The following is a 23317-nucleotide window of genomic DNA, read 5'->3' as shown; positions in this document are numbered from 1 at the left end:
AACTTATTTATCTTTAGAAAAATTGATTCTTGCTCTTGTTTTTTACTCGTGATTCGATAGAGAGATAGGACTCCATTATGATCAATTTAGAGATCTTCTTCTTTTCCGTTTTTGGGAAGTACATCGATATTTGGCTTTTTCAATACTTTCTTGTTGGCGATATTCCGTTCTAAGGCAAGTAAGAGTGCCGGAAGCAAAATCAAGTTGGCCAACATGGCGACAAGTAAGGTAAACGAAACCAAACCACCCAATGCCTTGGTGCCGCCAAAACTGCTGAGCATAAAGACAGAGAATCCAAAGAACAACACTATGGAAGTGTAGAACATACTCACTCCGGTCTCTTTTAGGGCGTTGTACACCGATTTTTTGATCTGCCATCTGTTTTTGGTAAGTTCTTGCCTGTATTTAGCCAAGAAATGGATAGTGTCATCTACGGAAATACCAAAGGCCACACTAAATACCAAAATAGTTGAAGGTTTTATGGGAATCCCTAAAAATCCCATCATACCGGCAGTGATGATAAGGGGCAATATGTTTGGGATCAAGGATATGATAATCATTTTAAACGACCGGAACATATAGGCCATAAATAAGGAAATAAGAAAAATGGCCAGAGTCAGGGACATGACCAGATTTTTAACCAGATATTTTGTTCCCTTCATAAAAACAAGAGCTTTTCCCGTTAGGGTAACGTCGTATCGATCTTCCGGTAAAACCTTGTTGATCTTCTTCCAAAGGTCGGCTTCGATACCTTCTATTTTGTCGGTTCCTATATCTTGCATAAAAGTGGTGATCCTCGCTGTTTGTCCGGTAGAATCGACAAAGCTTTTCAGTAAACCGGAACTGTTGGAAGATTTTCTCGCATACGAAAGTATAAAGGTGTTTTCTTGATTATTGGGTAATTGATAATAATTAGGATTGCCATTGTAGTATGCCTGTTTGGAATATTTTACGAGACTGGTGATAGAAATCGGGTCTGAAAGCTCGGGAATCTCTTTGATGAGTTCTTCGAGGTCTTCCATCCGGCGAAGTGTGGAGAGCTTCATCACTCCGTTTCTCCTTTTGGTGTCCACCATGATTTCTACCGGCAACACACCATCAAATTCCTTTTCAAAAAAGCGGATATCATCAAAGAAAGCGGCACTTTTAGGCATGTCTTCAATCAGGCTTCCTGAAATCCGTATTTGATAGATGCCAATAATACTCCCGATAAGAGCGATAAGTGAGATAATAAAAATTGCTATCCTGTGTTCTTTTACCGTGTTTTCCATCCAACCTACAAACATGCTTATCCATGTTTTGTTCAGGTGTTTCAGGTGCTTGGTTTTAGGCAATGGCATAAAACTGTATATCACAGGAATAATAAGCAGAGACAGTATGAAAATGGCAATTATATTAAGGGAAGCGACAATACCAAATTCTTTCAGCAGTTTACTTTCAGTAATAATAAAAGTAGCAAAACCAGCAGCAGTGGTCATATTGGTCATCAAGGTGGCATTTCCTATGTTGGAGATTACCCGTTGTAATGATTTTGCCTGGTTTCCGTGTTTTTGGACTTCTTGTTGGTATTTGTTAATAAGGAAAATACAATTTGGAATCCCAATAACGATAATCAAAGGCGGGATAAGTGCTGTTAACACCGTAATTTCATAATGCAGCAGACCGAGAATCCCGAAGGCCCACATTACACCAATGATCACCACGATCATGGAAATAAAAGTAGCTCTGAACGACCTGAAAAAGAAAAAGAAAATAAGTGAGGTGATTCCAAGGGCAGCCCCTATGAACATGCTTATTTCGTCTATGATATTTTGCGAATTTAATGTCCTGATATAAGGCATCCCCGACACTTTAACGTCCAGTCCGGTGTTCTTTTCAAAATCCTGGATTAGGGGTTCAAAGTCGTTAAAAATAAAATCCCTCCTAACCGATGTGTTCACGATCTCCTTATCGAGATACACCACAGTTCTTATGGTTTGTGTTTCCTTATTGTACAATAAACTTTGATAGAATGGCAATTTTAGGAAAATCTCTTCCTTTATGCTATCCATTTCTACTTGGTCTTGTATTTTGTTCTGAATTAAAGGTTGAAGCTCAAATTGTTTTTTGTCGGTATTTTTGACCAGTTTTTGCAGATTATCGGTCGAAACGACGAGTGATATTTCGGGTTCTGCTTGCAATTGTTTGCTCAGTTTGTTCCACTCGTTAAAATTTTCAGGAGTGAAAAGACTACTGTCTTTAATGGCAATTACGATCAGATTTCCTTCTTCGCCAAAAGTATCAAGAAATTTGTTGTATTCCAGATTGATGGGGTGATGATCGGGCAAAAGGTTGGCTTCAGTAAAGGTAAATCGCATGTTTTTCCATTGCATGGCAAGAAAAACGGTGATTCCAAGAACCAATATTAATATAATTATGCGATTGCGAAGAATAATCCTCGCTGTAGTCTTCCAAAAGCCTTTAGTGATCTTGTTTATCATCCGAAAAAAATTCCGAGCAAAGGTAGAAAACCTATGTGTTTCTGCCTAAAATCCCAAACTAAAATAATACGTGAATTTGAAGGAAATATTGTCGTCAAAATGGGGTAAATGATAAGCGCCGTACCTGTACATAAAATGAAGCCCAAAACCTTTGAAGATCTTGTTCAGCTCTAAACCGCTTTCCATATAGCCATTTTCGAGAGAATTGAATTCAATCCCCGTATGGTTTTCCCTGTTGGAAACATCTCCAATGGCAAATCTGGAGATAATAACAAGTTCCGGACGTATTTTTTTAGTAATACCAAACCGCTTGAAATAATGTTTGGCCTGAAGTACAGCATACCTATCTGAAAAAAACTCATTAAAATACATGGTTTCAAAACTATCCCTGCCACCGACAGAAAAACGTCTTAAAATAACCTCTCCGTCGGGTTGGTTGGGCGAAGCATTATATAATTCTGTAATAGGCAAGTCGCCAAAATTGATGCCTCCAAGAAAGAGTAGACTTGTTTTTCCTTTGTTCAATGGTTGTATTTCGTGTCTCATCCGCAAAGCAAACTTTGAAAAATTAAGATCACTATCAGTTATATTCTCAAAACCCTGGGTGGCTTGAAAAGTAAATTGCGGGAATTTATTATCGATCACCACCTTTCCTTCACTGGTTTGCATGTATGTGTTGAACGGATTCCACTGGAAAGAAGCGGTAATCGTACTTGTTTGAAAGGTTTCATATGTCGTAATACCATCTTTGATGTAGGTGTAGTTGAATGTAGGTGTTACATTTTGATGGGAGAATTGTAATCTTGTATTAATCTTAGGCGTAAATTCATGGGTGAGGTAAGCGCTAAGGTCTTTTGTTTTGTGAAACTGACTGATGTTGAACAAACGCGGCTCAAAAAGATAAAAAGCCCTTCCGTCTGTAATAAAAGTTAAACTTCCGGTCTCCGTGAGGTCATCTTTATAATTGATGCCAATACGGGTGTCATCATATTTGTCCAGTCTGCTTTCTGCTCCAAAACCGTATTTAAAGTCTTTGTCTTTTGTTCCATAAGCCCCATAAGCATGTAGTCTGTATTTTTTGGAGAAGGTGTTGTTGGTAATAGCGCTCATCCCGAGCCTGAAACCTTCATAGCGGTTAAATTTGATCAGGGACTTGGAATCAAAATCGATATATTTTGTAGTGATATAGCCGACCATGAATTTCCGCACAAAGGAAATCTTCTTTTCATAATTTCTGGCCTCTACAAGACTGTCGACAGCTGCATAGGTTTCCAGTTCCCTTTGCGTGATGCTGTCTGTTCGGTATTCTTGCCAAAAATCTTCATCTCTTTTTGTAGCGACATCCATGAGTTCAATAGCAACACCGCTGCGTTCAATGATGACTTCTTTGTTCAATTGGACATTAAAATGATTTGTTTTGGCTTTCAGGAATATCTTTTGGGTGACATCATTGGGGTTGGTGTTAACCGTAATCGAATCAGTTTTTTGTTCGTTTGAAACGATCCTGAGTTTACCAAAAAGGTTGACTACCTTATTGTTTTCGCCTTTTCCTACGATAATTTCATTGTGGCTTGGGAACCAAATGTCTTCCTCCGGAAAATAGATGAAGTTTTGAGTAGCTTTTACGTCTATGGCAGCATTCAGTTGCGAAATCCCTTTTTGTAGGGCATAACTTTCAGTATCGATATATAAAACCCCTTCCAAGCCTATTTGTTCTCTGCCTTTTTTTGGGAAATAGTAGATCATATAACCCTTTCGGCCTTGTTGTTGTATGGTGTCTAAAATTCTGAAACGGTAGGTTTTTAATGCTTTTTGACCAAGCGGACTTATAAACTCCGTGCCAAAAACCTTGTAACGCTTTTGATAGAATGAAAATGACTGAAGCTCCAAAGCCATGACTTCATAAATTGGGTTTTTAAACCCGGCCATATGTGTTCCCAATACAGTTTCCCGTTTTCCTTTTTCTTGTGTAAAAGAAATATTGGAAGCCTTTTCGGTGATGTAGAGGTGGGATTTTTCGAGTTGTTTTTTTAGCTGATAATTGGTTGAATCGACTTCCTTGAATTTAAGGACACCCCTTTTTGTTTTATAAATGGAATCGATGGCTCCGTTGATAGAATCTGGATTGGCAGTAATCAATAATTTGCTGTAGGCGGTATAGCTAAACGATTTTAAAATGTCTTCAGGATTGTTCTTTTCTTTTCTCTCAATGACCTGTTGTATGATTTTTGTTGCTGAATTCTCATTTTCTTTGAGAACAACTTCACTTAAGGGGTCCACTTTTTTCTTCAGCTTGACTGTTATATTTGCTGAAGTGATCTTAACTTCTTGGGGGGCATAACCAATATAACTGATGAATAGTGTTTGTGTTAGGCTGTCTTTGGCAATTTCAAACTTCCCTTCAAGATCTGAAATAGTGTTTTTCCCTGTGTTGATGTTAATGGTGGCAAATGGAAGGGGATGTGCTTTCTCTTTGTCGACAACAGTCCCATAAATGATATCCTGAGCGAAATTCACGTTAACGATAAATAATAGAAAAAAGAGGGATATCAAGTGTTTCATTCGGAATGTGACTGTTATACATACGTAACGTAATGTTACAAAAAATAAAAGCGACTTTTTATAGCCGCTTTATAATTTTAGTGAAAGTTTAACTCACTAAGTGAGATTTGATATGTTCCAACGCCTGCCTTTGTCGGCAGACAGACCTGCGTTAAAACGTTTTTAGGTTTTCTTCTTAATGTCTCGTGGGCTTTCCTTAAGGTAATTTAACTCATATAATAGATAGGTAAGTTAAACAGTCATGATTTCTTTTTCTTTTACAGCCAGGATATCGTCTACTTTTTGGATATGACTGTCGGTTAATTCCTGAACATCAACTTCGGCATTTGCCATAAGATCTTCAGAAGCATCGAGTTTTCTTATCTCCTTGTTAGCATCCTGTCTTGCATTTCTGATGGAAACCTTGGCGTCTTCAGCTTCAGCTTTAGCTTGTTTTACGAGGGTTTTTCTTCTTTCCTCGGTCAAAGGCGGTACGTTGATAATTACCATTTCCCCATTGTTCATAGGATTAAAACCGAGATTGGCCATCATTATTCCCTTTTCGATCTCTTGGAGCATCGCTTTCTCCCAAGGTTGAATAGAAATAGTCCTTGCGTCAGGAGTATTTACATTGGCTACTTGATTCAAAGGTGTTTGGGAACCGTAGTAGTCAACCATCACACTTGATAGCATGGAAGGGCTAGCCTTTCCGGCGCGTATGTTTGCCAATTCTTTTTCAAGGTGCTTCAAAGAACCATCCATCGATTCTTTGGTAGTGTCCAGTATAAATTTAATTTCGTCGTTCATAACTATGTAATTTTTTAAATAGTTCGGCTATTTAAACCAAACCAGTTAAAGATTCACTTTAGTACCAATATTTTCCCCCAATACCACTTTTAGGAGATTTCCGGGTTTGTTCATATCAAAAACAATAATGGGCAACTCATTTTCTTGACTTAATGTAAAAGCAGTGGTGTCCATTACTTTTAATCCTTTTTTGATGACATCTTCAAACGAGATGAAATCGAACTTGGTTGCGTCTTTGTTTTTTTCAGGATCTGAGGTATAGATGCCATCTACCCTTGTTCCTTTTAAAATCACGTTGGCATCAATTTCAATAGCACGTAAAACCGCGGCCGAATCGGTTGTAAAATAAGGATTTCCCGTTCCGCCACCAAAAATGACCACACGGCCTTTTTCAAGGTGCCTTACAGCACGCCTTCTGATAAAAGGCTCGGCCACTTCGTTGATTTTAATAGCCGATTGCAAGCGGGTTTCGATGCCTTCGTCTTCGAGAGCGCTTTGCAGTGCCAAACCGTTGATTACCGTTGCGAGCATTCCCATATGGTCAGCTTGTACACGGTCCATTCCACTACTGGCACCGGCCAAACCTCTAAAAATATTTCCTCCACCAATCACAATAGCAACTTCTACACCTTTTTCGATAACCGAACCGATCTCTTCCGCATATTCTTTCAGCCTTTTTGGGTCTATTCCATATTGTTTTTCTCCCATAAGGGCTTCTCCACTTAGTTTTAGAAGTATTCTTTTGTATTGCATATTTATCTGGATGGATTTTTGTTCCTGAAAATTTTCCAAGCAAAAATAAGCAAAATAATTAAGCGATGGATTGTAGATTTAGCGAACATAAAAAAACCGCTTTTGAAATAGATTCAAAAGCGGCTTGATTTTTCTCCCCAAAAGAGGGATGATATTTATTTGTTACCCTAAAGCAACCCTTTCAAAAGCAGTGATGGTAAGTTCGCCGTTTACAGATTTTACGTAATCAGCAACGCTTTGTTTACTGTCTTTGATGAATGCTTGGTTTATCAAAGTGTTGTCTTTAAAGAAACGCTTCAATTTACCTTTTGCGATATTGTCAAGCATAGCTTCAGGTTTACCTTCGGCTCTAAGGGTGTCTTTGGCGATTTCAATCTCTTTATCGATCACTTCCTGATCAACTCCGCTTTCATCCAATGCAACAGGATTCATAGCGGCTGCTTGCATAGCTACATCTTTAGCGGCAACATCTGCTCCTTCGACATCTGCAGAAAGACCAATCAAGGTAGCAATTTTGTTACCAGCATGGATGTATGAACCTACGAAAGGAGCTTCCAAAGTCCTGAAATCCCCGATCTCGATTTTTTCACCGATAACCCCAGTTTGCTCAGTCAATTTTTCTGAAACTTTGATACCTTCATAGTCAGCATCAAGTAGGGCTTCTTTTGAATCGCAATTCAAAGCCAATTCAGCCAAATTGGTGGCAAGGGTAACGAATGATTCGTTTTTGGCAACGAAATCAGTTTCACAGTTAAGGGAAACAATAACTCCTTTACTTCCATTTACTTTTGCGATCACAGCACCTTCAGAAGACTCTCTGTCGGCTCTTTTTGCTGCAACTTTTTGTCCTTTTTTACGAAGGATCTCTACTGCTTTGTCAAAATCACCATCAGCTTCTACCAAGGCGTTTTTGCAATCCATCATACCGGCACCGGTAGACTTTCTTAGTTTATTTACTTCAGCGGCTGTAATTTTTGCCATTTCTTTTTCAGTTTTAATAGTTTAAAGTCGTTACCTATTCTGTTTCATTACAAAAGTATGAAAGCTGTGTGGGTAACGACTTTACGAAATTATTATTTCTTTTCGTTTTCTTCAGTTTCTACTGTTTCAGCTTTTTTGTCTTTAGCCTCTTGTTCTGCTTTTGCTTTTTTCTCCTCTTTCTCCTTTTTCTCTTCAGCTTTCTTTTCTTCAGCAGCAGTTTTGTCAGCTTTTCTTTCAGCTAGTCCTTCTGCTACAGCACCTGTAACGTGGGCAAGGACTTTTTCAATAGATTTTGAAGCATCGTCGTTTGATGGGATCACATACTCAACCTCTCTTGGGTCTGAGTTTGTATCTACCATCGCAAAGATTGGAATGTTTAATTTTTGTGCTTCTTTTACAGCGATGTGTTCACGCATGGTGTCTACAACAAACAATGCTCCCGGCAAACGGGTCATATCTGCAATTGAACCTAAGTTTTTGTCCAACTTGGCTCTTAAACGATCTACTTGTAGTTTTTCTTTCTTTGAAAGTGTATCAAAAGTACCGTCTTTTTTCATTCTGTCGATAGCAGCCATTTTTTTAACGGCTTTTCTTATCGTAACAAAATTGGTAAGCATACCACCGGGCCATCTTTCTGTGATGTATGGCATGTTTACAGCTCCTGCTTTATCAGCAACGATATCTTTTGCTTGTTTTTTGGTAGCTACAAATAGGATTTTTCTACCTGATGCCGCGATTTTTTTAAGGGCTTCGTTGGCCTCTTCGATCTTAGCGGCTGTTTTGTATAAATTGATTACGTGAATCCCGTTACGCTCCATGTAGATATAAGGAGCCATGTTTGGATTCCATTTTCTGGTCAAGTGTCCAAAGTGTACACCTGCTTCCAGTAAGTCTTTTACTTCTATGTTATTTGCCATTTTTGTAATAGTTTACGTTCCGTTGCCCACTGTGTGGGTTTGGTGCCCGATTGTTGTCAGGCTTGTTTATTTAGCAATGTTAAAGTGGTCACGTTTTACCGATCGCCTCTAGCATTTGGATGCTAAACTAACCTCCTTTTCCTTGCGGAAAACGGAGCAACGACATGTTTTAATAATTTATGCTGAATTTATTTCAGCATCTTTTTCAATATTTCACTGAGTTTAATTCTGGTTCAGTATGCCAAGAAATCTTTAAACAAATCCTGAAACTCCCGAATCCTCGGGACAGGATACAATTAACGTTTAGAGAACTGGAATTTCTTACGTGCTTTCTTCTGACCGAATTTCTTACGCTCTACCATTCTCGGATCTCTTGTCAACAATCCTTCTGGTTTAAGGGTTCTTCTGTTTTCTACATCTACTTCACAAAGTGCTCTGGAAATAGCCAAGCGGATAGCTTCTGCTTGTCCGGTAACACCTCCACCAAAAACATTTACTTTAACGTCAAAGTTATCAGCGTTCTCTGTCAAAGACAATGGCTGTTTTACTTTGTACTGTAATGTTGGTGTTGGGAAGTATTGCGTAAATTCTTTTTTGTTGATAGTGATGTTTCCTTTACCTTCAGAAACGTACACACGTGCAACTGCAGTTTTTCTTCTGCCGATTTTGTGAATTACTTCCATTTATTTAAGATCGTTTAAGTTAATTGCAGTTGGTTTTTGAGCTTCTTGTTTGTGCTCTGGACCAACATACACTTTCAAATTACGGAATAGCTCTGCACCCAATTTGTTTTTAGGAAGCATTCCTTTAATAGATTTTTCCAACAAACGCGTAGGGTCTTTTTTGAAAAGCTCTGTCGCGGTTGTGATTCTTTGTCCGCCCGGATATCCTGTGTAACGCACATATTCTTTAGCGTCCCATTTTTTCCCGGTTAAATTGATTTTCTCTGCGTTGATAATAACAACATTATCTCCACAATCAACATGCGGCGTGTAATTAGGCTTGTGCTTACCTCTAAGTAGCTTGGCTACCTTGGAAGAAAGACGGCCCAACGTCTGACCTTCAGCATCCACCAAAACCCACTGTTTGTCTACAGTAGCTTTGTTGGCTGAGATTGTTTTGTAGCTTAATGTATCCACACTAACTTTTTTAAAAATTAAACATTCCATTCCCTTACCCCTGAATGTCAACTCGGGATAATGGGGGTGCAAAAGTACAACTATTTCTATTAAAAGCAAATAGCGGCTTGTGAATTATTTGAATAATTAAATGGGGTGGTTTGTAGGAGGTAGTGAAATGGTTTTTAATATGCTTAATGCGCCTCTAACCAATCATCACCATGACCCATTTCTACATCTAGGGGAACGCTGAGTTTGTAGGCGTTTTCCATTTCGGTTTTGATCAATGGTTTTATCTCTTCCAATTCTTCTTTATAGGCGTCAAAAACCAATTCATCATGTACCTGCAACAACATTTTTGTTTTAAAATTGCCTTCTTTCAGTTTTTTATGGATGTTGATCATGGCGATTTTGATGATATCGGCAGCACTTCCCTGTATGGGAGCATTCACGGCATTTCGCTCTGCTCCACTACGCACTACGTGGTTGCGGGAATTGATGTTTTTTAAATACCGTCGGCGGCCTAAAACCGTTTCTACATAACCGTTGTCCTGAGCAAAATGTACTTGTTTGCTTATGTATGCTTTTAACTTCGGATAGGTTTCATAATAGGTGTCTATTAGTTCTTTTGCCTCACTTCGGTTAAGGGAAGTTTGATTGCTGAGTCCGAATGCAGAAACCCCATAAATGATGCCGAAGTTGACCGTTTTTGCATTGCTTCGTTGTTCGCGGGTGACTTTGTCCAGATCTACTTTAAAAACCTGTGCGGCGGTAGAGGCGTGAATATCTTCGCCATTTTTAAAGGCTTTGATCATGTTTTCTTCCTGACTTAAGGCGGCTATAATCCGCAATTCAATTTGAGAGTAGTCGGCTGCGAGTAGTGTATATTCTTTATTTCTCGGCACAAATGCTTTTCTTACCTGTCGGCCTCTTTCTGTGCGGATCGGGATGTTCTGTAAATTCGGATTGTTGGAACTGAGTCGCCCAGTGGCTGCTACCGCCTGACTATAAACGGTGTGGATCCTATGGGTTTTTTTGTTGACCTCGTTGGGTAGTGCATCGACATAGGTACTTTTTAGTTTGTTCAACTGTCGCCATTCCAGAATGTCGGCCACGATCTGATGGTCTTTTGCCAAATAGGAAAGCACATCTTCTGCGGTGGAGTATTGTCCGGTTTTGGTCTTTTTTGGTTTGTCAACCAATTTCAACTTGTCGAATAAAATAGGGCCCAATTGTTTTGGCGATGCTAAGTTGAAAGTCTCTCCGGCTTGTTTGTATATGCCTTTCTCCAGTCTTGAAATATCGCTGTTCAGATCTTTTGTCAACGAATGGAGGTATTTTTCATTCAAATTGATGCCTTCAATTTCCATATCGGCCAAGACCTGAACCAGAGGGGCTTCGATCTCCTCAAATAATTTTTGAGCGTTACGGTTGGGTAATTCCTGTTCGAAAATATTTTTCAGCTGAAGGGTGATATCAGCATCTTCTACGGCATATTCGGTTTGTTGTTCTACGGGGACCGTTCGCATAGAACGTTGATTCTTCCCTTTTTTACCGATCAGGGTTACGATGGGAACCGGCGAATATTTCAAATAGGTTTCTGATAACACATCCATATTGTGGCGCATATCCGGATTGATGAGATAATGTGCGATCATGGTGTCGAAAATAGGTCCTCGAACAGGCATGTCGTAGTTGGAGAGTACTTTGATATCGTACTTTAAATTTTGTCCTACTTTTTGAATGTTCTCATCTTCAAAGAAGGGACGGAATTCTTCCAAAATGACTTTTGTTTTTTCCTGGTCTTCCGGAAAGGAAACGTAAAATCCGGTGCCGGGTTCCCATGAAAAGGCACAGCCAACCAATTCAGCTTCCAAGGATTTAATACTGGTGGTCTCCGTGTCGAAACAAACGCTTTTTTGTTGGAGTAATTTTGATAAAAGCAATTTTCTGGCTAGTGGCGTATTCGCATGTTGGTAAAAATGCGGTACTTGTTCGATGGTTTTGTATCCCGATGCAGGTGTTTCCGGTGTTTCTTCATCAGCATCACTTCCAAAAAGATCGTATTGCACATCGAGTTTATCGTTTACCTTTGCTTTTTTCTCAGGTGCTTTATCCGTTGCAGAAGCAGGTTCTTGATTGAAAGTTTTCAAAAGGTTTTCCGTAAGCCTTCTAAATTCCAATTCCTGAAAAATTTCTTTTACTTTAGGAATGTCCGGTGTGTTCAATTCATAATCTTCTTCGTGAAATTCAACTGGAACATCCAGCATGATACGCGCCAGTTTTTTTGAAAGGATGCCTTGTTCGGCATTGGTCTCCACTTTTTCCTTCATTTTCCCTTTAAGCTGATTGGTATTGGCCAAAAGACCTTCCAAACTCCCGAATTGTTTGATGAATTTCTTGGCGGTTTTATCACCAACACCGGGAAGTCCGGGAATATTATCAACCGCATCACCCATCATCCCGAGATAATCGATCACCTGTTCGGGAACTTCAACTTCAAATTTTTTCTGTATTTCGGGGATGCCCCATATCTCAATACCATTACCCATTCTCGCCGGGCGGTACATAAAAATATTTTCAGAAACCAGCTGGGCAAAATCTTTATCGGGTGTTACCATGTAGACTTTGTAGTTGGCCTTTTCGGCTTGTTTAGACAGTGTTCCTATAATATCATCGGCTTCATATCCCTCCTTTTCAATACAGGGAATGTGCATAGCCTTTAAAATATCCTTAATAATAGGTACGGCTATCCGAATGGCTTCGGGTGTTTCGTCACGATTGGCTTTGTATTCTTCAAACATTTCAACGCGGTCTTTGCTCCCGCCTTTGTCAAAAGCAACTGCAAGATGATCAGGATTTTCTCTTTTGATGACATCTAATACGGAATTCATGAATCCCATAATGGCCGAAGTGTCCATTCCTTTGGAATTGATCCTCGGGTTTTTGATAAAGGCATAATAACCTCTAAAGATTAGAGCATATGCATCTAAAAGAAACAGCCTTTTTTGATCTGACATTTTTCTATGGTGTTTGAAGTTGAAAGTTGTAAAGTTAACAAGTTTAAAGAGTATAGTGAAATGAAAAGTAACTAAAAGATATAGGGAAATGCTAAAGCAGTCATCAATTTTTAGGCATAGCTGATCCCTTAACTGTTTCAGCAGAAGAATTAGTAATAAATAGAACTGAAAAGACGTGCAGCTATTCAGAAAAAACCATAAACACACCTTGCCCTATTGTCGATAACAGGGCAAGGGAATTAGGATTGGACGCTCCTTCAATTGAGGGAGTACGATTTACAACTGCTTCTCTACAATTTTAGAAAATGAAGTCATTTTGCAATTGTAATTATCCACAAAAAAGTCATCCAAATCATCAGCCTTTTGAAGCATTTGTGTGATATTGTTTTTTATTTCGTTGGCTTTTGGTGAAAACAGATCGGCTATGGCTACGCGATATGAAATAAAGATGGTGTCTTTGTGAACTCCCAATTTGTAGGGTTTTACATTATCTTGTAGTATATACTCGAGTAAAGAACCTAAATTACCTTTTGGTAATTCGTTCAATGGCGATGTGATATAGAGGTAATTATTCTTGAAAATAAAAATCCTTATCAGGGAACTACCGTGATGAAATTCCCATACATTGGCACCACTTCTTGCTAAAACCGGGTTGGTTCCTGCCTGTGTCAATGCATCTTCCACGAATACAGCTATTTTGCTCAATTGATTGGTTTCAAAGGCAAAAACTTTGGTGTCGACGTTGTTTCCGCAGCTAGTACAATATTCAATCCTTTCAGAAATGAGTGTTCCGCAGGAATCACATTTTAAAGAATAGGTAGAGTAATCGGTTATAGATGACAAAGTATCCAGTTCTTCTATAACGGTATTTAGTGGAATACCAAAACCTACATTGTCGGCATGGTTGAATTTTGAAGTCGTAACAGCTACCAATTCATTATTGTTATTAAGCATTGGACCTCCACTGTTTCCGGGGTTTACTGCAGCATCCGTTTGAACAAAATGTCTTCCATCCATCAATTGATCAGGTGAAGAAATAATACCTTGGGTAACGGTGTAGGGCATTCCGAAAGGGAACCCATGTACAAAAACCTGATCCCTTCCGGCAGGAATAGTTTCTTTGTTGATCTTGACTCCTGCAGCATTAAAACTGTCGCTACATTTCAGAAAGGCAAGATCTGTAACAGGATTTACCATAACAACATTGGCTAGATAACGATCCTTTGTAGTGTTCTCGACAGCGACTTCCCTGTTCCCATTAACGACGTGATAATTGGTTATTATGATATCGTGTTCTTTAATATAAAATCCTGAACCACTTCCTGATGCAGTGTTTATTTTGAAAATTGAATCTGAAACATTGTTCATAACCGAATGATTGTTTTAAAATTGGGGTTAGTTGTTAAATAATCTTGCGAAAAATCCTTTTTTACCTGATTTGAAAGAAACCGCTGATAAGTTGCCGGTCATTATATTATCTATGGCTTTAAAAAGTATTTTGCCCGATTCTTCCCAAGGTTTTCCTCCTACTTTCTTTAGTGCGTTATATATTACATTGGAATATTTGTCCTCGACAGTGTTATAATAGAGCAAGTAATAAAAGATATATTGAACAGACAGGCTACAAGCCAAATAATCTTTCTTGTCGAATTCTTTTTTGGCCCTTTCATAGATGTTTTTGATAATTCCCTTAACGGCTTCGTCATTAGCACTTCTTTTTGGGGATACAAAATTCTCAATATCATACAGATCGTTCTTGAATTTTTCGGCATCCCAATCTTGTAATTTCTTCAAAAACTCTTTGGCGTAATTAATTCGTTGGGGAATTGGATCCTGGGAAGTCATTTGATAACTGATTTCTTTTTCCAGTTCAGTTCTTAAAAACCCTTGTGGAAAACAATAATTGTCGATCTTAAAAAGGGTAATCGCGATAATATCCCAGGTGAAATACTCCCAGCGCTTTTGTTCAAAATGACTGATGTACTGAAGGGCTTCATCCACTATTGTCATGACATTATCGTAGAGTTCCGTCAGTTTTTCCGGAGGGTGATTCTTGACAATAGGTTCGTTGATTCGTTCCGCGTTAAATTGTTCTATGAATTTATCGTCATAATTATCTGCATAAATACAAATGTCATATAGAACATCCCAGATTTTATAAGGCTCACAGGTCTCTATAGGACATTCATATTCAAAAGACAATTGCTCTCCTTTTAAAAGGATGTTTGTCAGATTTAAAGGTGAAAAATTGAGTTGAGCAACTTGCCTGTAAAGAGGAATAGGATTTTCTCTTGGGATGATCAAAAAAGGTGCGCTTACTTTAAACGTTTCATCGGTAACCCTTATATTGATCACCACCGATCCATGCGGGATATTGAATTCAGTTTTATCGGCATTGCCAAATTTTTCAAACAGTGTCGGATTTGCATATCGAATCACTCCAATTGCTGTTTCTTTGTATTGTTTGGCGTCGTAAAAATCCATTACACGATCCCAATAGGTAAAATCAACTTGACTGCTGTTACTTTTCAGGATGGAAGGGAAATATTTCGGAGATGTATTCATTATTTATTTTTTGTAAAAAAACAATTTTATTCATAAAAAAACAAAGTCAGCGAGGTGATATTTATGTTAAAGATGTCCTTTGTTAGTTGTAATCGTTTTATATATGGGATCATTCTTTCACAAAGGCCCCTGAAGGATTATTGCTTTGTCCGGTACTATCATATTTACTATAACTAAATCCGGGGTGAATGCAATAGGCGCCGGTTTCTCCGTTTTTGTCAATGGCAAGAAAACCTATCTGAAAATCTTTATGCTTCTCTTTGTTTTTTGCAATGATACGATTAACAGCTTCTTCACAAGCTTCTTGTGGTGATTTGCCCTGTCGCATTAATTCGACGATCAAAAAAGACCCTACAGTTTTTATTACTTCTTCCCCAACACCCGTTGCAGTAGCGCCACCTACTTCGTTGTCGATAAAAAGCCCCGCTCCGATAATGGGGGAATCCCCTACGCGTCCACCTACTTTGTATGCCATACCACTGGTAGTACATGCTCCGGAAAGATCTCCGTTTTCATCAATGGCAAGCATTCCGATGGTGTCGTGGTTTTCTATGTTGATAATGGTTTCATATTTGGATTCCTTTTTCCATTCCAACCATTCTTGTTTCGATTTTTCGGTAAGCAAATCTTCTTTTTGGAATCCTTTTTCATATGCAAACTGTTCTGCGCCTTTTCCTGCAAGGATCACATGTGGAGTGTTTTCCATAACCTTTCGGGCTACTGAAACCGGATGGGTGATGTTTTGTAGATAGACCACCGAACCACAATTTCCGTCTTTGTCCATAATACAGGCATCCAAAGTTACATTGCCATCCCTGTCGGGGCGACCACCTTTTCCGACGGTTTGGTTGTTTACATTGGCTTCTTCGATCATCACGCCTTGTTCAACGGCGTCAAGGGAATTCCCTCCACCACTTAAAACCTCCCAGGCTTTTGTTGTGGCGTTGTGAAAATTCCAAGTACAGACCACCACCGGTCGGATAGGTTTTTTGATGGTTTTCGGATCAATTTTACTGTTCGGTTTACTCCATGAAGACAAAAATGGAATTGAAATCAATCCGGCTGAGCCTAATCCGGTCTTTTTTAAAAAATTTCTTCGTTGCATAAAAAAGGGTTCTTTATATTTAATGACGCTAAAGATAATAAAATATGATCATAGAAGTTTGCGCCAATTCCGTTGAATCTGCACTAAACGCCCAAAAAGGAGGAGCGGATAGAATTGAGTTATGTGGCGAATTGGAAGTGGGAGGTGTAACACCTTCTTATGGTGTAATTGCCTTGGTTCGGGAACAACTTTCCATTCCTGTGCATGTGCTGATTCGTCCGCGGAGCGGAAATTTCACCTATACTGAAACGGAGTTTGAAGTGATGAAGCGGGATATCCAATTTTGTAAAGAAATAGGGTGCGACGGAATCGTTTCGGGGGTGTTGAATGCCGATAACACATTGGATGTGGAACGTACCAAAGCATTGGTGGAGCTTTCAGGGTCGTTATCGTTTACCTTTCATCGGGCATTCGATTGGTTGCCAAATCCTGATGAGGCTATTGAACAATTGATTGCCATGGGTTGCAATCGGATCTTGACGAGCGGACAAAAACCCAAAGCTGAAGCGGGACTGGGTGATCTCGTAAAATGGAATGAAAAATATGGAAATCAAATACAATTGATGCCGGGAAGCGGAGTGAACGCAGCAAACATTCAAACTTTTAAAGAAAAAGGGTTTAAAGAGATCCATTTTTCGGCAAGCAAACTGAAAAAAAACCTGACTACAACGCCGAAAATTTCGTTCAACAATCATGTTTTTGATGAAAGTTATCTGAGAAACACCGACTTACAAACAGTACAGACGTTGGTTAACTTAGTTAAATAAACTCTAAAATAACTGTAAGTCTCTCCATATAAGATATTTTTGTTTAAATGAGTTCATTATAAACCGAGAAAGAATAATATGTCGCGCTTTTTTATTGTTTTGGTCATTCTATATTTGATTACCGCCTTCTACGGTTTTCAAGCTTTTAGAACACTTGTTAAAAACCCGTATTTGCAGATAGCCTACGGACTTTGCTTTATAGGTGTTTTGGTCAATCTGTATTTTCAGTTTAATTATTTTGATCGTTCTCAGGGCTTAACTTCTGCCATGAGTTTAGCCATAGGATTGTTTTTGGCCTTTTTACTCTTTGCTCTTTTTTCGGGGATCTTTATGCTGGTGGAAGATGTAGTCCGGTTTTTCAGTTGGGCCTTCGGGAAGGTTTTTCAGTTGGGATCAGGGGGTGAAAACACAATGGTTTTTCCTTCCCGAAGGAAGTTTGTAAGTAGTTTGGCGTTGGGCGTGGCAGCCGTTCCGTTTTTATCCATTTTTTATGGCATGTACAAAGGGAAATATGATTATCAAGTGCTGAAATACACATTGGAGTTTGACGATCTCCCCGATGCTTTCGATGGGTATACGATCACTCAGATATCCGATATTCACAGTGGAAGTTTTGACAATAAAGAGAAGGTGAAATATGTTGTGGATTTGATCAATGAACAGGCTTCCGATGTTTTGTTGTTTACCGGAGACATGGTAAATAATCTTGCTCGTGAAATGCATCCGTGGAAAGAGATTTTTGCAAATCTGAAAGCAAAAGACGGGAAATTCTCAATCCTTGGAAATCACGATTATGGGGATTATGCCGAGTGGGAAAGTGAAGCTGCTAAAGCTGAAAACCTTGAAGAGTTGAAACAGATCCAAAAAGAGATGGATTTTGATTTGCTGTTGAACGAAAGCCGATTTTTGGAAAAGAACGGTCAGCGTATAGCACTTATCGGTGTGGAGAATTGGGGTCAAGGCGGATTTAAAAAAGCAGGTGACTTGAACAAAGCCATTGAAAATATTGATGCGAATGACTTTAAGATCCTGATGAGTCACGATCCATCGCATTGGGAATATGAAGTGATCGATCATCCATATCATTATCATTTAACGTTGAGCGGACATACACACGGAATGCAATTCGGTGTTGAAATCCCCGGCTGGTTTAAGTGGAGTCCGGTAAAATGGCGTTATAAATATTGGGCAGGAATCTATAAAGAAATGGGACAATACATCAACGTAAACCGCGGGTTAGGATTCATAGGTTATTCCGGAAGAGTAGGGATATGGCCCGAAGTATCAGTAATAGAATTAAAGAGAAAAACTAAAGGAACAGTTTAGATTTTAGCATTAAAAGTATTCTAAAACAGTCTGTTTAAGGTATTTTATCGTTTTTTTTAATATTTTTGATTTGAACAAGTTGTTAAAATAGAATATATATGTCAAAGTTTGGCGAGTTAATTGACGGAAATATCCCTGTGCTACTGGACTTTTATACAGATTGGAATGAATCTTCCACATCAATGCATCCCGTGTTGCGAGATGTGGCTGCCGCTCTTGGTGATAAAGCAAGGGTGATCAAAATAGATATTGATAAAAATCAGGAGTTGGCCGATGCATTACGTGTAAAAGGCCTGCCTACACTGATGATCTACAAAAGTGGTGAAATGGTGTGGCGCCAAAGTGGCGAGCAGGACGCAAACACATTAATTGGTTTGTTGCAGGAATACGTTTAGTTCCTTAAAACCTTGCAGTTGTATTCTTTTTCGTGAAGTGTTTTCAGCACTTTTGGTAAGATGACTTTCAGTTTTTCAAATGCTTTCACACTGTCGTGAAAAACGACGATGCTTCCGGGGCGTATGTTGTTTAAAACATATTTGAGACATTGCTCGGGGCTGTTGTCAACATCAAAATCGGCACTCAACACATCCCACATCACAATTTTATACCCTTTTTTTCTGATGGCTTTCGTGGCTTTTCTTGAAATCCTTCCGTAAGGAGGCCTGAATAGTTTTTCCATTTTCTTCGGGTGATAATTTTCAATGGTTTTTTCAGCCCAATCAATATTTTCCAAGTAATCCTTTAGTAAATGATGTTTTACATTATAGTGATTATGGGTATGGTTGCCTATGGCATGGCCTGCCACTACAATCTTGTTAAAGATATCAGGGTGTTGATCAACATTCTTACCGATGCAAAAGAAAGTAGCTTTGGCGTTGTATTTTTCCAATTCCTTTAAAACAAAAGGAGTGACCTCGGGAGTGGGACCGTCGTCGAAGGTCAAAAAAATATCCTTTTGGTTGGTTTTTATATCCCAACATAGTTTTGGGAAAATCCATTTGATAAGCGCCGGGGTTTTGACCAAATAGGGTTTCACTGTAAAAGTTTTAAGACCTCACAGGTTTCGCTTGTCTCGACATGTCACCCTTGTCACCCTGAGCTTGTCGAAGGGTTGTCGAAGGGTATTCGTCGAGAAAACCTGTGCTGTGAGGTCTGAATAAAATCAAATAATTATTATTCCTCAACCGTTACCGTATCCATTTCTACCGGAATTTCCGTTTCACCCTCCAAATCGGGACTCTCTTGCGGAATCATTTGTTGTTGCGATGGTTGCTGACTTCTGTAAAAATGATTGAAACGCTCCAGATACTCGTTAAAAGTTTTGGTCTCCGGTAATCCGAATTCTTCACTGTCGTTTTCAACAACAATGTCGAGCAAGGCTCTATAACGTTCAATATTACTCACAATATCTGATGCGTAATTGTATTGTGTGTCAATATCCATACTGCTATAAAAGTCGAGTTGTTCCTGATATTTTTTAGCAATGTCTTTGTAAAGCTTGCGGGCTTTTTCCGTTTCTTCTACCAGATAATAGCCTTCAACATAGGGTTCTAAAAAGACGTAATACCCAAAATAACCAAACGGCATTTTTTCCATCGCAAGGTCCAAAATATCTTTTGCTTTGTCTTTTTTATCCGTTTTTATCAATTTTTCGGTCAATCGGGCAAGGTTTCCACGGTATGAGATGCTGTTCTTTCGGGTTTCAGGGTCGTGATAAATATCCGGCGATTCTGAATTTCCCCAATCCCATTTTTTCACAATATCATACATCAGGTCTTCGTCTATCCTTCCCATTTCGTATGGGTTGTTCGGGGCTATCGGCGTTTTGATAGGAACGAGCTTGTATACCAATCCGTCGAGTTGTAAATAGTCTTTCATCCACATATATTCGGCCTTGTCAAAACTTCCTCCGGTAAAATAGATAGGGCGTTCCCAATCGTTATTTGCCAAAATATCGAGCATTAACAATCTGTTTTTGGTCAACGCACTTGGAAGGTTAATATCAATATAATCCACAACATCGGCAGAATCCTTTGCTTTTACCAAACCGTTTTCAAGCACTTTGGCCTTATTGACAGGTACCCGTATCTTGTTGGTAGGGTAAAAATGAATATTGAGGTAGTTCTCCGGATACTGACTCGTATCACCACCTTGTTTTTTGATGAGATTGCGAATGGTATTTTGGTCATTGCCCACCCAGTCCATAAATTTTTTGATGTCCCATCGTTCATCGGTCAACTGTTGGAGGTAAACAGCATCCCTGATTCCGAAAGCGTATTTATCGTGTGTAAGCTGCGAAGGTATCGGAGCACTTTCATAAGCAGCACGCTTCATCTGGTCGATATACCAATCCGTAGCAAACAAACTGGTGTTGATGGTCCTTACATCGGTACGGTAACCTTCAATTTCCTGGGCATACCATAAAGAGAAGGTGTCGTTATCCCCAATGGTAAACAACATGGCGCCTGCGTCTTCTTCAATAGAATCCAGATATGATTTTGCCATCGACTGTGCCGTATAGCGATTGGCTCTGTCGTGATCATCCCAGTTTTGATAAGCCATCACCGTTGGAACGGCAAACAGACAAACCAAAGTAATAGCCGGAGCCAAAATTTTTGGTTTGAGGTATTTTTTAAACTCTTCAAAAAGGGCATAAACACCCATACCAACCCACATGGAAAACACGAAAAACGATCCTACGAGGGCATAATCCCTCTCGCGGGGTTCAAAAGGCCTTTCGTTCAGATATATTTTCAGTGCCACCCCCATGAACAAAAACAAAGCGAATAACACCCAGAATTGTTGCTTGCTCGATTTTAAAAGAAAGATAAAACCGATCAGTCCGAGAATAAGTGGCAAGAAGAAATAAGTGTTTCGGCCTTTGTTGTCCAGCACATCCGATGGGAGGTTGTCCTGTGATCCTAAACGCCATTCATCTATAAATTTTATTCCGCTGAGCCAATTCCCGTGGTTATCCAATTTTCCTTGGACATCATCCTGACGGCCTACAAAATTCCACATAAAATAACGCCAGTACATATAACCCATTTGAAATTCAAACAGGTAGTGCATATTCTGCCAGAAACTCGGTTTTTCAACGGTGATATACTCCCCAAACTGCTTGATGAAATTGGTGTATTCTTCTTCATCAATAGTGCGGTTTTCCAAATCGCGTTTAAACTGGCTGATGGCGTCGGTGAGTTGTTTTTCACTTCGATATTGCGGTTTGGGTTTGATATTGAGCGGCCCGGTAATTTTCATGTAGTTAGCCGCGTGTTCGCTGCTCCACATTCTCGGCAGAAAACCTTCATGAGCACTATTGGGAGCAACCCTTGAATTTTTGTATTTGTTTACGATAACATATTTGCCGGTTTTATAATCCCTTTCGTATTTAGGTTTATCGTCCATGTAGGGGTTGTCCGGATCTTGCCCTGCAAAAGCATCAGAATACATAGGACCGTAGAACAAATGCGTTTCCGGGTATTGCTCCAGATTATAGTACGCCAAAAGCTGACGTGCATCCGTAGGGCTATTTTCGTTGATGACCGTTCCTGCATTGGCACGTATGGGAACCATCATCCACGTAGAAAAACCGATGAGGATGAATAGCACACTAAGTACTATGGTGTTGATCAGTTTATAATTTTTCTTGCGGGTATAAGATAGTGCATAATAAAAAATAGCGATGATAATGATACCGGCAATGATCGTCCCCGAATTGAAAGGCAATCCGATACTGTTTACAAAGAAGACCTCCAAATATCCGAATACTTTCATCACATTAGGAAGCAAAAGCTTAAAGATGAATAACAATATGGCTATGGAAATGATATTGGCTATAATAAAGGACTTGGCATTGTAGTTTTTATAATTTTTGAAATAATAGATCATCCCCAAAGAAGGAATAGTCAGCAATGCCATAAAATGAACTCCGAATGAAAGTCCGACCACCAATGCGATCAAAACCAACCAACGATGTCCCCGAGGCGTATGTATTTCGTCTGCCCATTTCAGTCCCAACCAAACCATGAGCGAGGTAAGGAGCATGGCCATGGCATAAACTTCGGCTTCTACAGCATTAAACCAAAAACTATCTGAAAAAGTAAAGGTTAGTGTCCCGACCAATCCACTTCCCAAAATGGCGATGTGTTTTGCCGGAGTAAGTTCCCCTGTTTTTAAGGCGAGCTTTCGGGTAATGTTGGTAATGGACCAAAACATAAAAAGGATTACAAAAGCACTGGAAAAAACCGACATGTGATTCACGGTCACCGCCACAGCTTCTGCATCTGAGGCAAACATGGCAAAAAAAGCACCGATCATTTGAAAGAAGGGAGCTCCCGGTGGGTGTCCTACTTGTAATTTGGCCGAAGTGGCAATATATTCCCCTGCATCCCAAAAGCTGGAAGTAGGTTCTACGGTCAGGTGATAGGTAATTAATGCGATTAAAAAAACTATCCAACCAAGAATAGTATCCCATTTTTTAAATTGAGTGGCAGACATATATATTTTCTTATAATGCAGGCGAATTTAAGAAATAATAAGCGAATGTTGCCTACTTTTGAAAAACGTTAACAGCAGAAACCTATTTTAAGCGAAAATTATTATTAAATTTATTTGTGCAAATGAAAGTTTGTTATAAATTTGCACCTGCTTTTACAGACCAGGTGTCCTAGGGCAAGGTTTAATGGCCTATGGTGTAATTGGCAACACAGCTGGTTTTGGTCCAGTCGTTCAAGGTTCGAGTCCTTGTAGGCCAACTGCCAAAACAAAAAACCCGACTCCCAATTGAGTTGGGTTTTTTGTTTTGAAAAACATGGCTGGTGAGGACGAGAAGTTTATCGGATCAAGCACAATTGTTGTGTTTATGCAAAAATTGTTGTTAATCTATACAGGAAGAACTCTACATTTTTCACTCCTCTAAACTGTGCTCTAAAGGC

The 23317-nt window shown here is 39.3% G+C and carries 17 protein-coding genes and 1 tRNA gene; 4 read left to right on the top strand and 14 right to left on the bottom strand.

Annotated elements, in window-relative coordinates:
• Positions 1 to 86: 86 nt before the first annotated feature.
• From OOZ15_RS02290 to OOZ15_RS02235, 12 genes are all read right to left on the bottom strand, one after another.
• Positions 87 to 2480 carry an efflux RND transporter permease subunit gene (locus OOZ15_RS02290; RefSeq protein ID WP_265954098.1) on the bottom strand — a complete coding sequence of 798 codons (2394 nt, stop codon included), beginning with the start codon at positions 2478 to 2480 and terminating at the stop codon, positions 87 to 89.
• A gap of 45 nt (positions 2481 to 2525) precedes the next feature.
• Positions 2526 to 5042, bottom strand: coding sequence for a DUF5686 and carboxypeptidase-like regulatory domain-containing protein (locus OOZ15_RS02285; protein WP_265954097.1), 2517 nt, complete (start codon positions 5040 to 5042; stop codon positions 2526 to 2528).
• A gap of 231 nt (positions 5043 to 5273) precedes the next feature.
• The gene (gene frr / locus OOZ15_RS02280) at positions 5274 to 5828 is read right to left on the bottom strand and encodes a ribosome recycling factor (RefSeq protein ID WP_265954096.1); all 555 of its coding nucleotides are present in this window, start codon (positions 5826 to 5828) and stop codon (positions 5274 to 5276) included.
• A gap of 45 nt (positions 5829 to 5873) precedes the next feature.
• Positions 5874 to 6581 carry a UMP kinase gene (pyrH, locus tag OOZ15_RS02275; protein ID WP_265954095.1) on the bottom strand — a complete coding sequence of 236 codons (708 nt, stop codon included), beginning with the start codon at positions 6579 to 6581 and terminating at the stop codon, positions 5874 to 5876.
• Positions 6582 to 6743: 162 nt separating this feature from the next.
• Positions 6744 to 7562, bottom strand: coding sequence for a translation elongation factor Ts (tsf, locus tag OOZ15_RS02270; RefSeq protein WP_265954094.1), 819 nt, complete (start codon positions 7560 to 7562; stop codon positions 6744 to 6746).
• A gap of 92 nt (positions 7563 to 7654) precedes the next feature.
• The gene (rpsB, locus tag OOZ15_RS02265) at positions 7655 to 8479 is read right to left on the bottom strand and encodes a 30S ribosomal protein S2 (protein ID WP_265954093.1); all 825 of its coding nucleotides are present in this window, start codon (positions 8477 to 8479) and stop codon (positions 7655 to 7657) included.
• A 296-nt stretch (positions 8480 to 8775) separates the two neighbouring features.
• On the bottom strand, positions 8776 to 9162 hold the full coding sequence (gene rpsI, locus OOZ15_RS02260) for a 30S ribosomal protein S9 (RefSeq protein ID WP_265954092.1): 387 nt from the start codon (positions 9160 to 9162) through the stop codon (positions 8776 to 8778).
• Positions 9163 to 9618 carry a 50S ribosomal protein L13 gene (rplM, locus tag OOZ15_RS02255; protein WP_265954091.1) on the bottom strand — a complete coding sequence of 152 codons (456 nt, stop codon included), beginning with the start codon at positions 9616 to 9618 and terminating at the stop codon, positions 9163 to 9165.
• A gap of 173 nt (positions 9619 to 9791) precedes the next feature.
• The gene (gene polA, locus OOZ15_RS02250) at positions 9792 to 12617 is read right to left on the bottom strand and encodes a DNA polymerase I (protein ID WP_265954090.1); all 2826 of its coding nucleotides are present in this window, start codon (positions 12615 to 12617) and stop codon (positions 9792 to 9794) included.
• 276 nt (positions 12618 to 12893) lie between these two features.
• Complete coding sequence (locus tag OOZ15_RS02245) at positions 12894 to 13985, bottom strand: trypsin-like peptidase domain-containing protein (RefSeq protein WP_265954089.1); 1092 nt, start codon at positions 13983 to 13985, stop codon at positions 12894 to 12896.
• 27 nt (positions 13986 to 14012) lie between these two features.
• Entirely contained in the window at positions 14013 to 15182 is a 1170-nt protein-coding gene (locus OOZ15_RS02240; RefSeq protein WP_265954088.1) for a type III secretion system chaperone family protein, read from the bottom strand.
• Between the two features lie 109 nt (positions 15183 to 15291).
• Positions 15292 to 16287: an isoaspartyl peptidase/L-asparaginase family protein gene (locus OOZ15_RS02235; RefSeq protein ID WP_265954087.1), complete on the bottom strand. Its 996-nt coding sequence runs from the start codon at positions 16285 to 16287 to the stop codon at positions 15292 to 15294.
• Positions 16288 to 16331: 44 nt separating this feature from the next.
• Here OOZ15_RS02235 and OOZ15_RS02230 point away from each other — a divergent pair, with 44 nt between their 5' ends.
• From OOZ15_RS02230 to OOZ15_RS02220, 3 genes are all read left to right on the top strand, one after another.
• Positions 16332 to 17054, top strand: a complete 723-nt coding sequence (locus OOZ15_RS02230) for a copper homeostasis protein CutC (protein ID WP_265954086.1) — start codon at positions 16332 to 16334, stop codon at positions 17052 to 17054.
• Positions 17055 to 17132: 78 nt separating this feature from the next.
• Positions 17133 to 18380 carry a metallophosphoesterase gene (locus tag OOZ15_RS02225; protein WP_265954085.1) on the top strand — a complete coding sequence of 416 codons (1248 nt, stop codon included), beginning with the start codon at positions 17133 to 17135 and terminating at the stop codon, positions 18378 to 18380.
• Between the two features lie 98 nt (positions 18381 to 18478).
• Positions 18479 to 18775 (top strand): thioredoxin family protein, encoded by a 297-nt coding sequence (locus tag OOZ15_RS02220; RefSeq protein ID WP_265954084.1) that lies wholly within the window; start codon positions 18479 to 18481, stop codon positions 18773 to 18775.
• Here OOZ15_RS02220 and OOZ15_RS02215 read toward each other — a convergent pair.
• Complete coding sequence (locus OOZ15_RS02215; RefSeq protein ID WP_265954083.1) at positions 18772 to 19416, bottom strand: polysaccharide deacetylase family protein; 645 nt, start codon at positions 19414 to 19416, stop codon at positions 18772 to 18774. The genes OOZ15_RS02220 and OOZ15_RS02215 overlap by 4 nt on opposite strands.
• A 137-nt stretch (positions 19417 to 19553) precedes the next feature.
• On the bottom strand, positions 19554 to 22880 hold the full coding sequence (locus tag OOZ15_RS02210) for a glycosyltransferase family 117 protein (RefSeq protein WP_265954082.1): 3327 nt from the start codon (positions 22878 to 22880) through the stop codon (positions 19554 to 19556).
• A 185-nt stretch (positions 22881 to 23065) separates the two neighbouring features.
• On the opposite strand from OOZ15_RS02210, the gene OOZ15_RS02205 reads away from it, so the two are divergent.
• Positions 23066 to 23137, top strand: a tRNA-Gln gene (locus OOZ15_RS02205).
• The last annotated feature ends 180 nt before the right edge of the window (positions 23138 to 23317 follow it).

It is taken from the genome of Galbibacter kalidii, from assembly GCF_026241135.1.
Lineage (GTDB): Bacteria > Bacteroidota > Bacteroidia > Flavobacteriales > Flavobacteriaceae > Galbibacter.
This window is presented reverse-complemented; position numbering and strand designations above follow the sequence as displayed.

What these genes read in the sequence shown, in the direction of transcription:
- OOZ15_RS02290 (WP_265954098.1), bottom strand. Translation starts at nt 2,480, where the DNA reads ATGATAAACAAGATCACTAAAGGCTTTTGGAAGACTACAGCGAGGATT.
- OOZ15_RS02285 (WP_265954097.1), bottom strand. Translation starts at nt 5,042, where the DNA reads ATGAAACACTTGATATCCCTCTTTTTTCTATTATTTATCGTTAACGTG.
- frr (WP_265954096.1), bottom strand. Translation starts at nt 5,828, where the DNA reads ATGAACGACGAAATTAAATTTATACTGGACACTACCAAAGAATCGATG.
- pyrH (WP_265954095.1), bottom strand. Translation starts at nt 6,581, where the DNA reads ATGCAATACAAAAGAATACTTCTAAAACTAAGTGGAGAAGCCCTTATG.
- tsf (WP_265954094.1), bottom strand. Translation starts at nt 7,562, where the DNA reads ATGGCAAAAATTACAGCCGCTGAAGTAAATAAACTAAGAAAGTCTACC.
- rpsB (WP_265954093.1), bottom strand. Translation starts at nt 8,479, where the DNA reads ATGGCAAATAACATAGAAGTAAAAGACTTACTGGAAGCAGGTGTACAC.
- rpsI (WP_265954092.1), bottom strand. Translation starts at nt 9,162, where the DNA reads ATGGAAGTAATTCACAAAATCGGCAGAAGAAAAACTGCAGTTGCACGT.
- polA (WP_265954090.1), bottom strand. Translation starts at nt 12,617, where the DNA reads ATGTCAGATCAAAAAAGGCTGTTTCTTTTAGATGCATATGCTCTAATC.
- OOZ15_RS02245 (WP_265954089.1), bottom strand. Translation starts at nt 13,985, where the DNA reads ATGAACAATGTTTCAGATTCAATTTTCAAAATAAACACTGCATCAGGA.
- OOZ15_RS02240 (WP_265954088.1), bottom strand. Translation starts at nt 15,182, where the DNA reads ATGAATACATCTCCGAAATATTTCCCTTCCATCCTGAAAAGTAACAGC.
- OOZ15_RS02235 (WP_265954087.1), bottom strand. Translation starts at nt 16,287, where the DNA reads ATGCAACGAAGAAATTTTTTAAAAAAGACCGGATTAGGCTCAGCCGGA.
- OOZ15_RS02230 (WP_265954086.1), top strand. Translation starts at nt 16,332, where the DNA reads ATGATCATAGAAGTTTGCGCCAATTCCGTTGAATCTGCACTAAACGCC.
- OOZ15_RS02225 (WP_265954085.1), top strand. Translation starts at nt 17,133, where the DNA reads ATGTCGCGCTTTTTTATTGTTTTGGTCATTCTATATTTGATTACCGCC.
- OOZ15_RS02220 (WP_265954084.1), top strand. Translation starts at nt 18,479, where the DNA reads ATGTCAAAGTTTGGCGAGTTAATTGACGGAAATATCCCTGTGCTACTG.
- OOZ15_RS02210 (WP_265954082.1), bottom strand. Translation starts at nt 22,880, where the DNA reads ATGTCTGCCACTCAATTTAAAAAATGGGATACTATTCTTGGTTGGATA.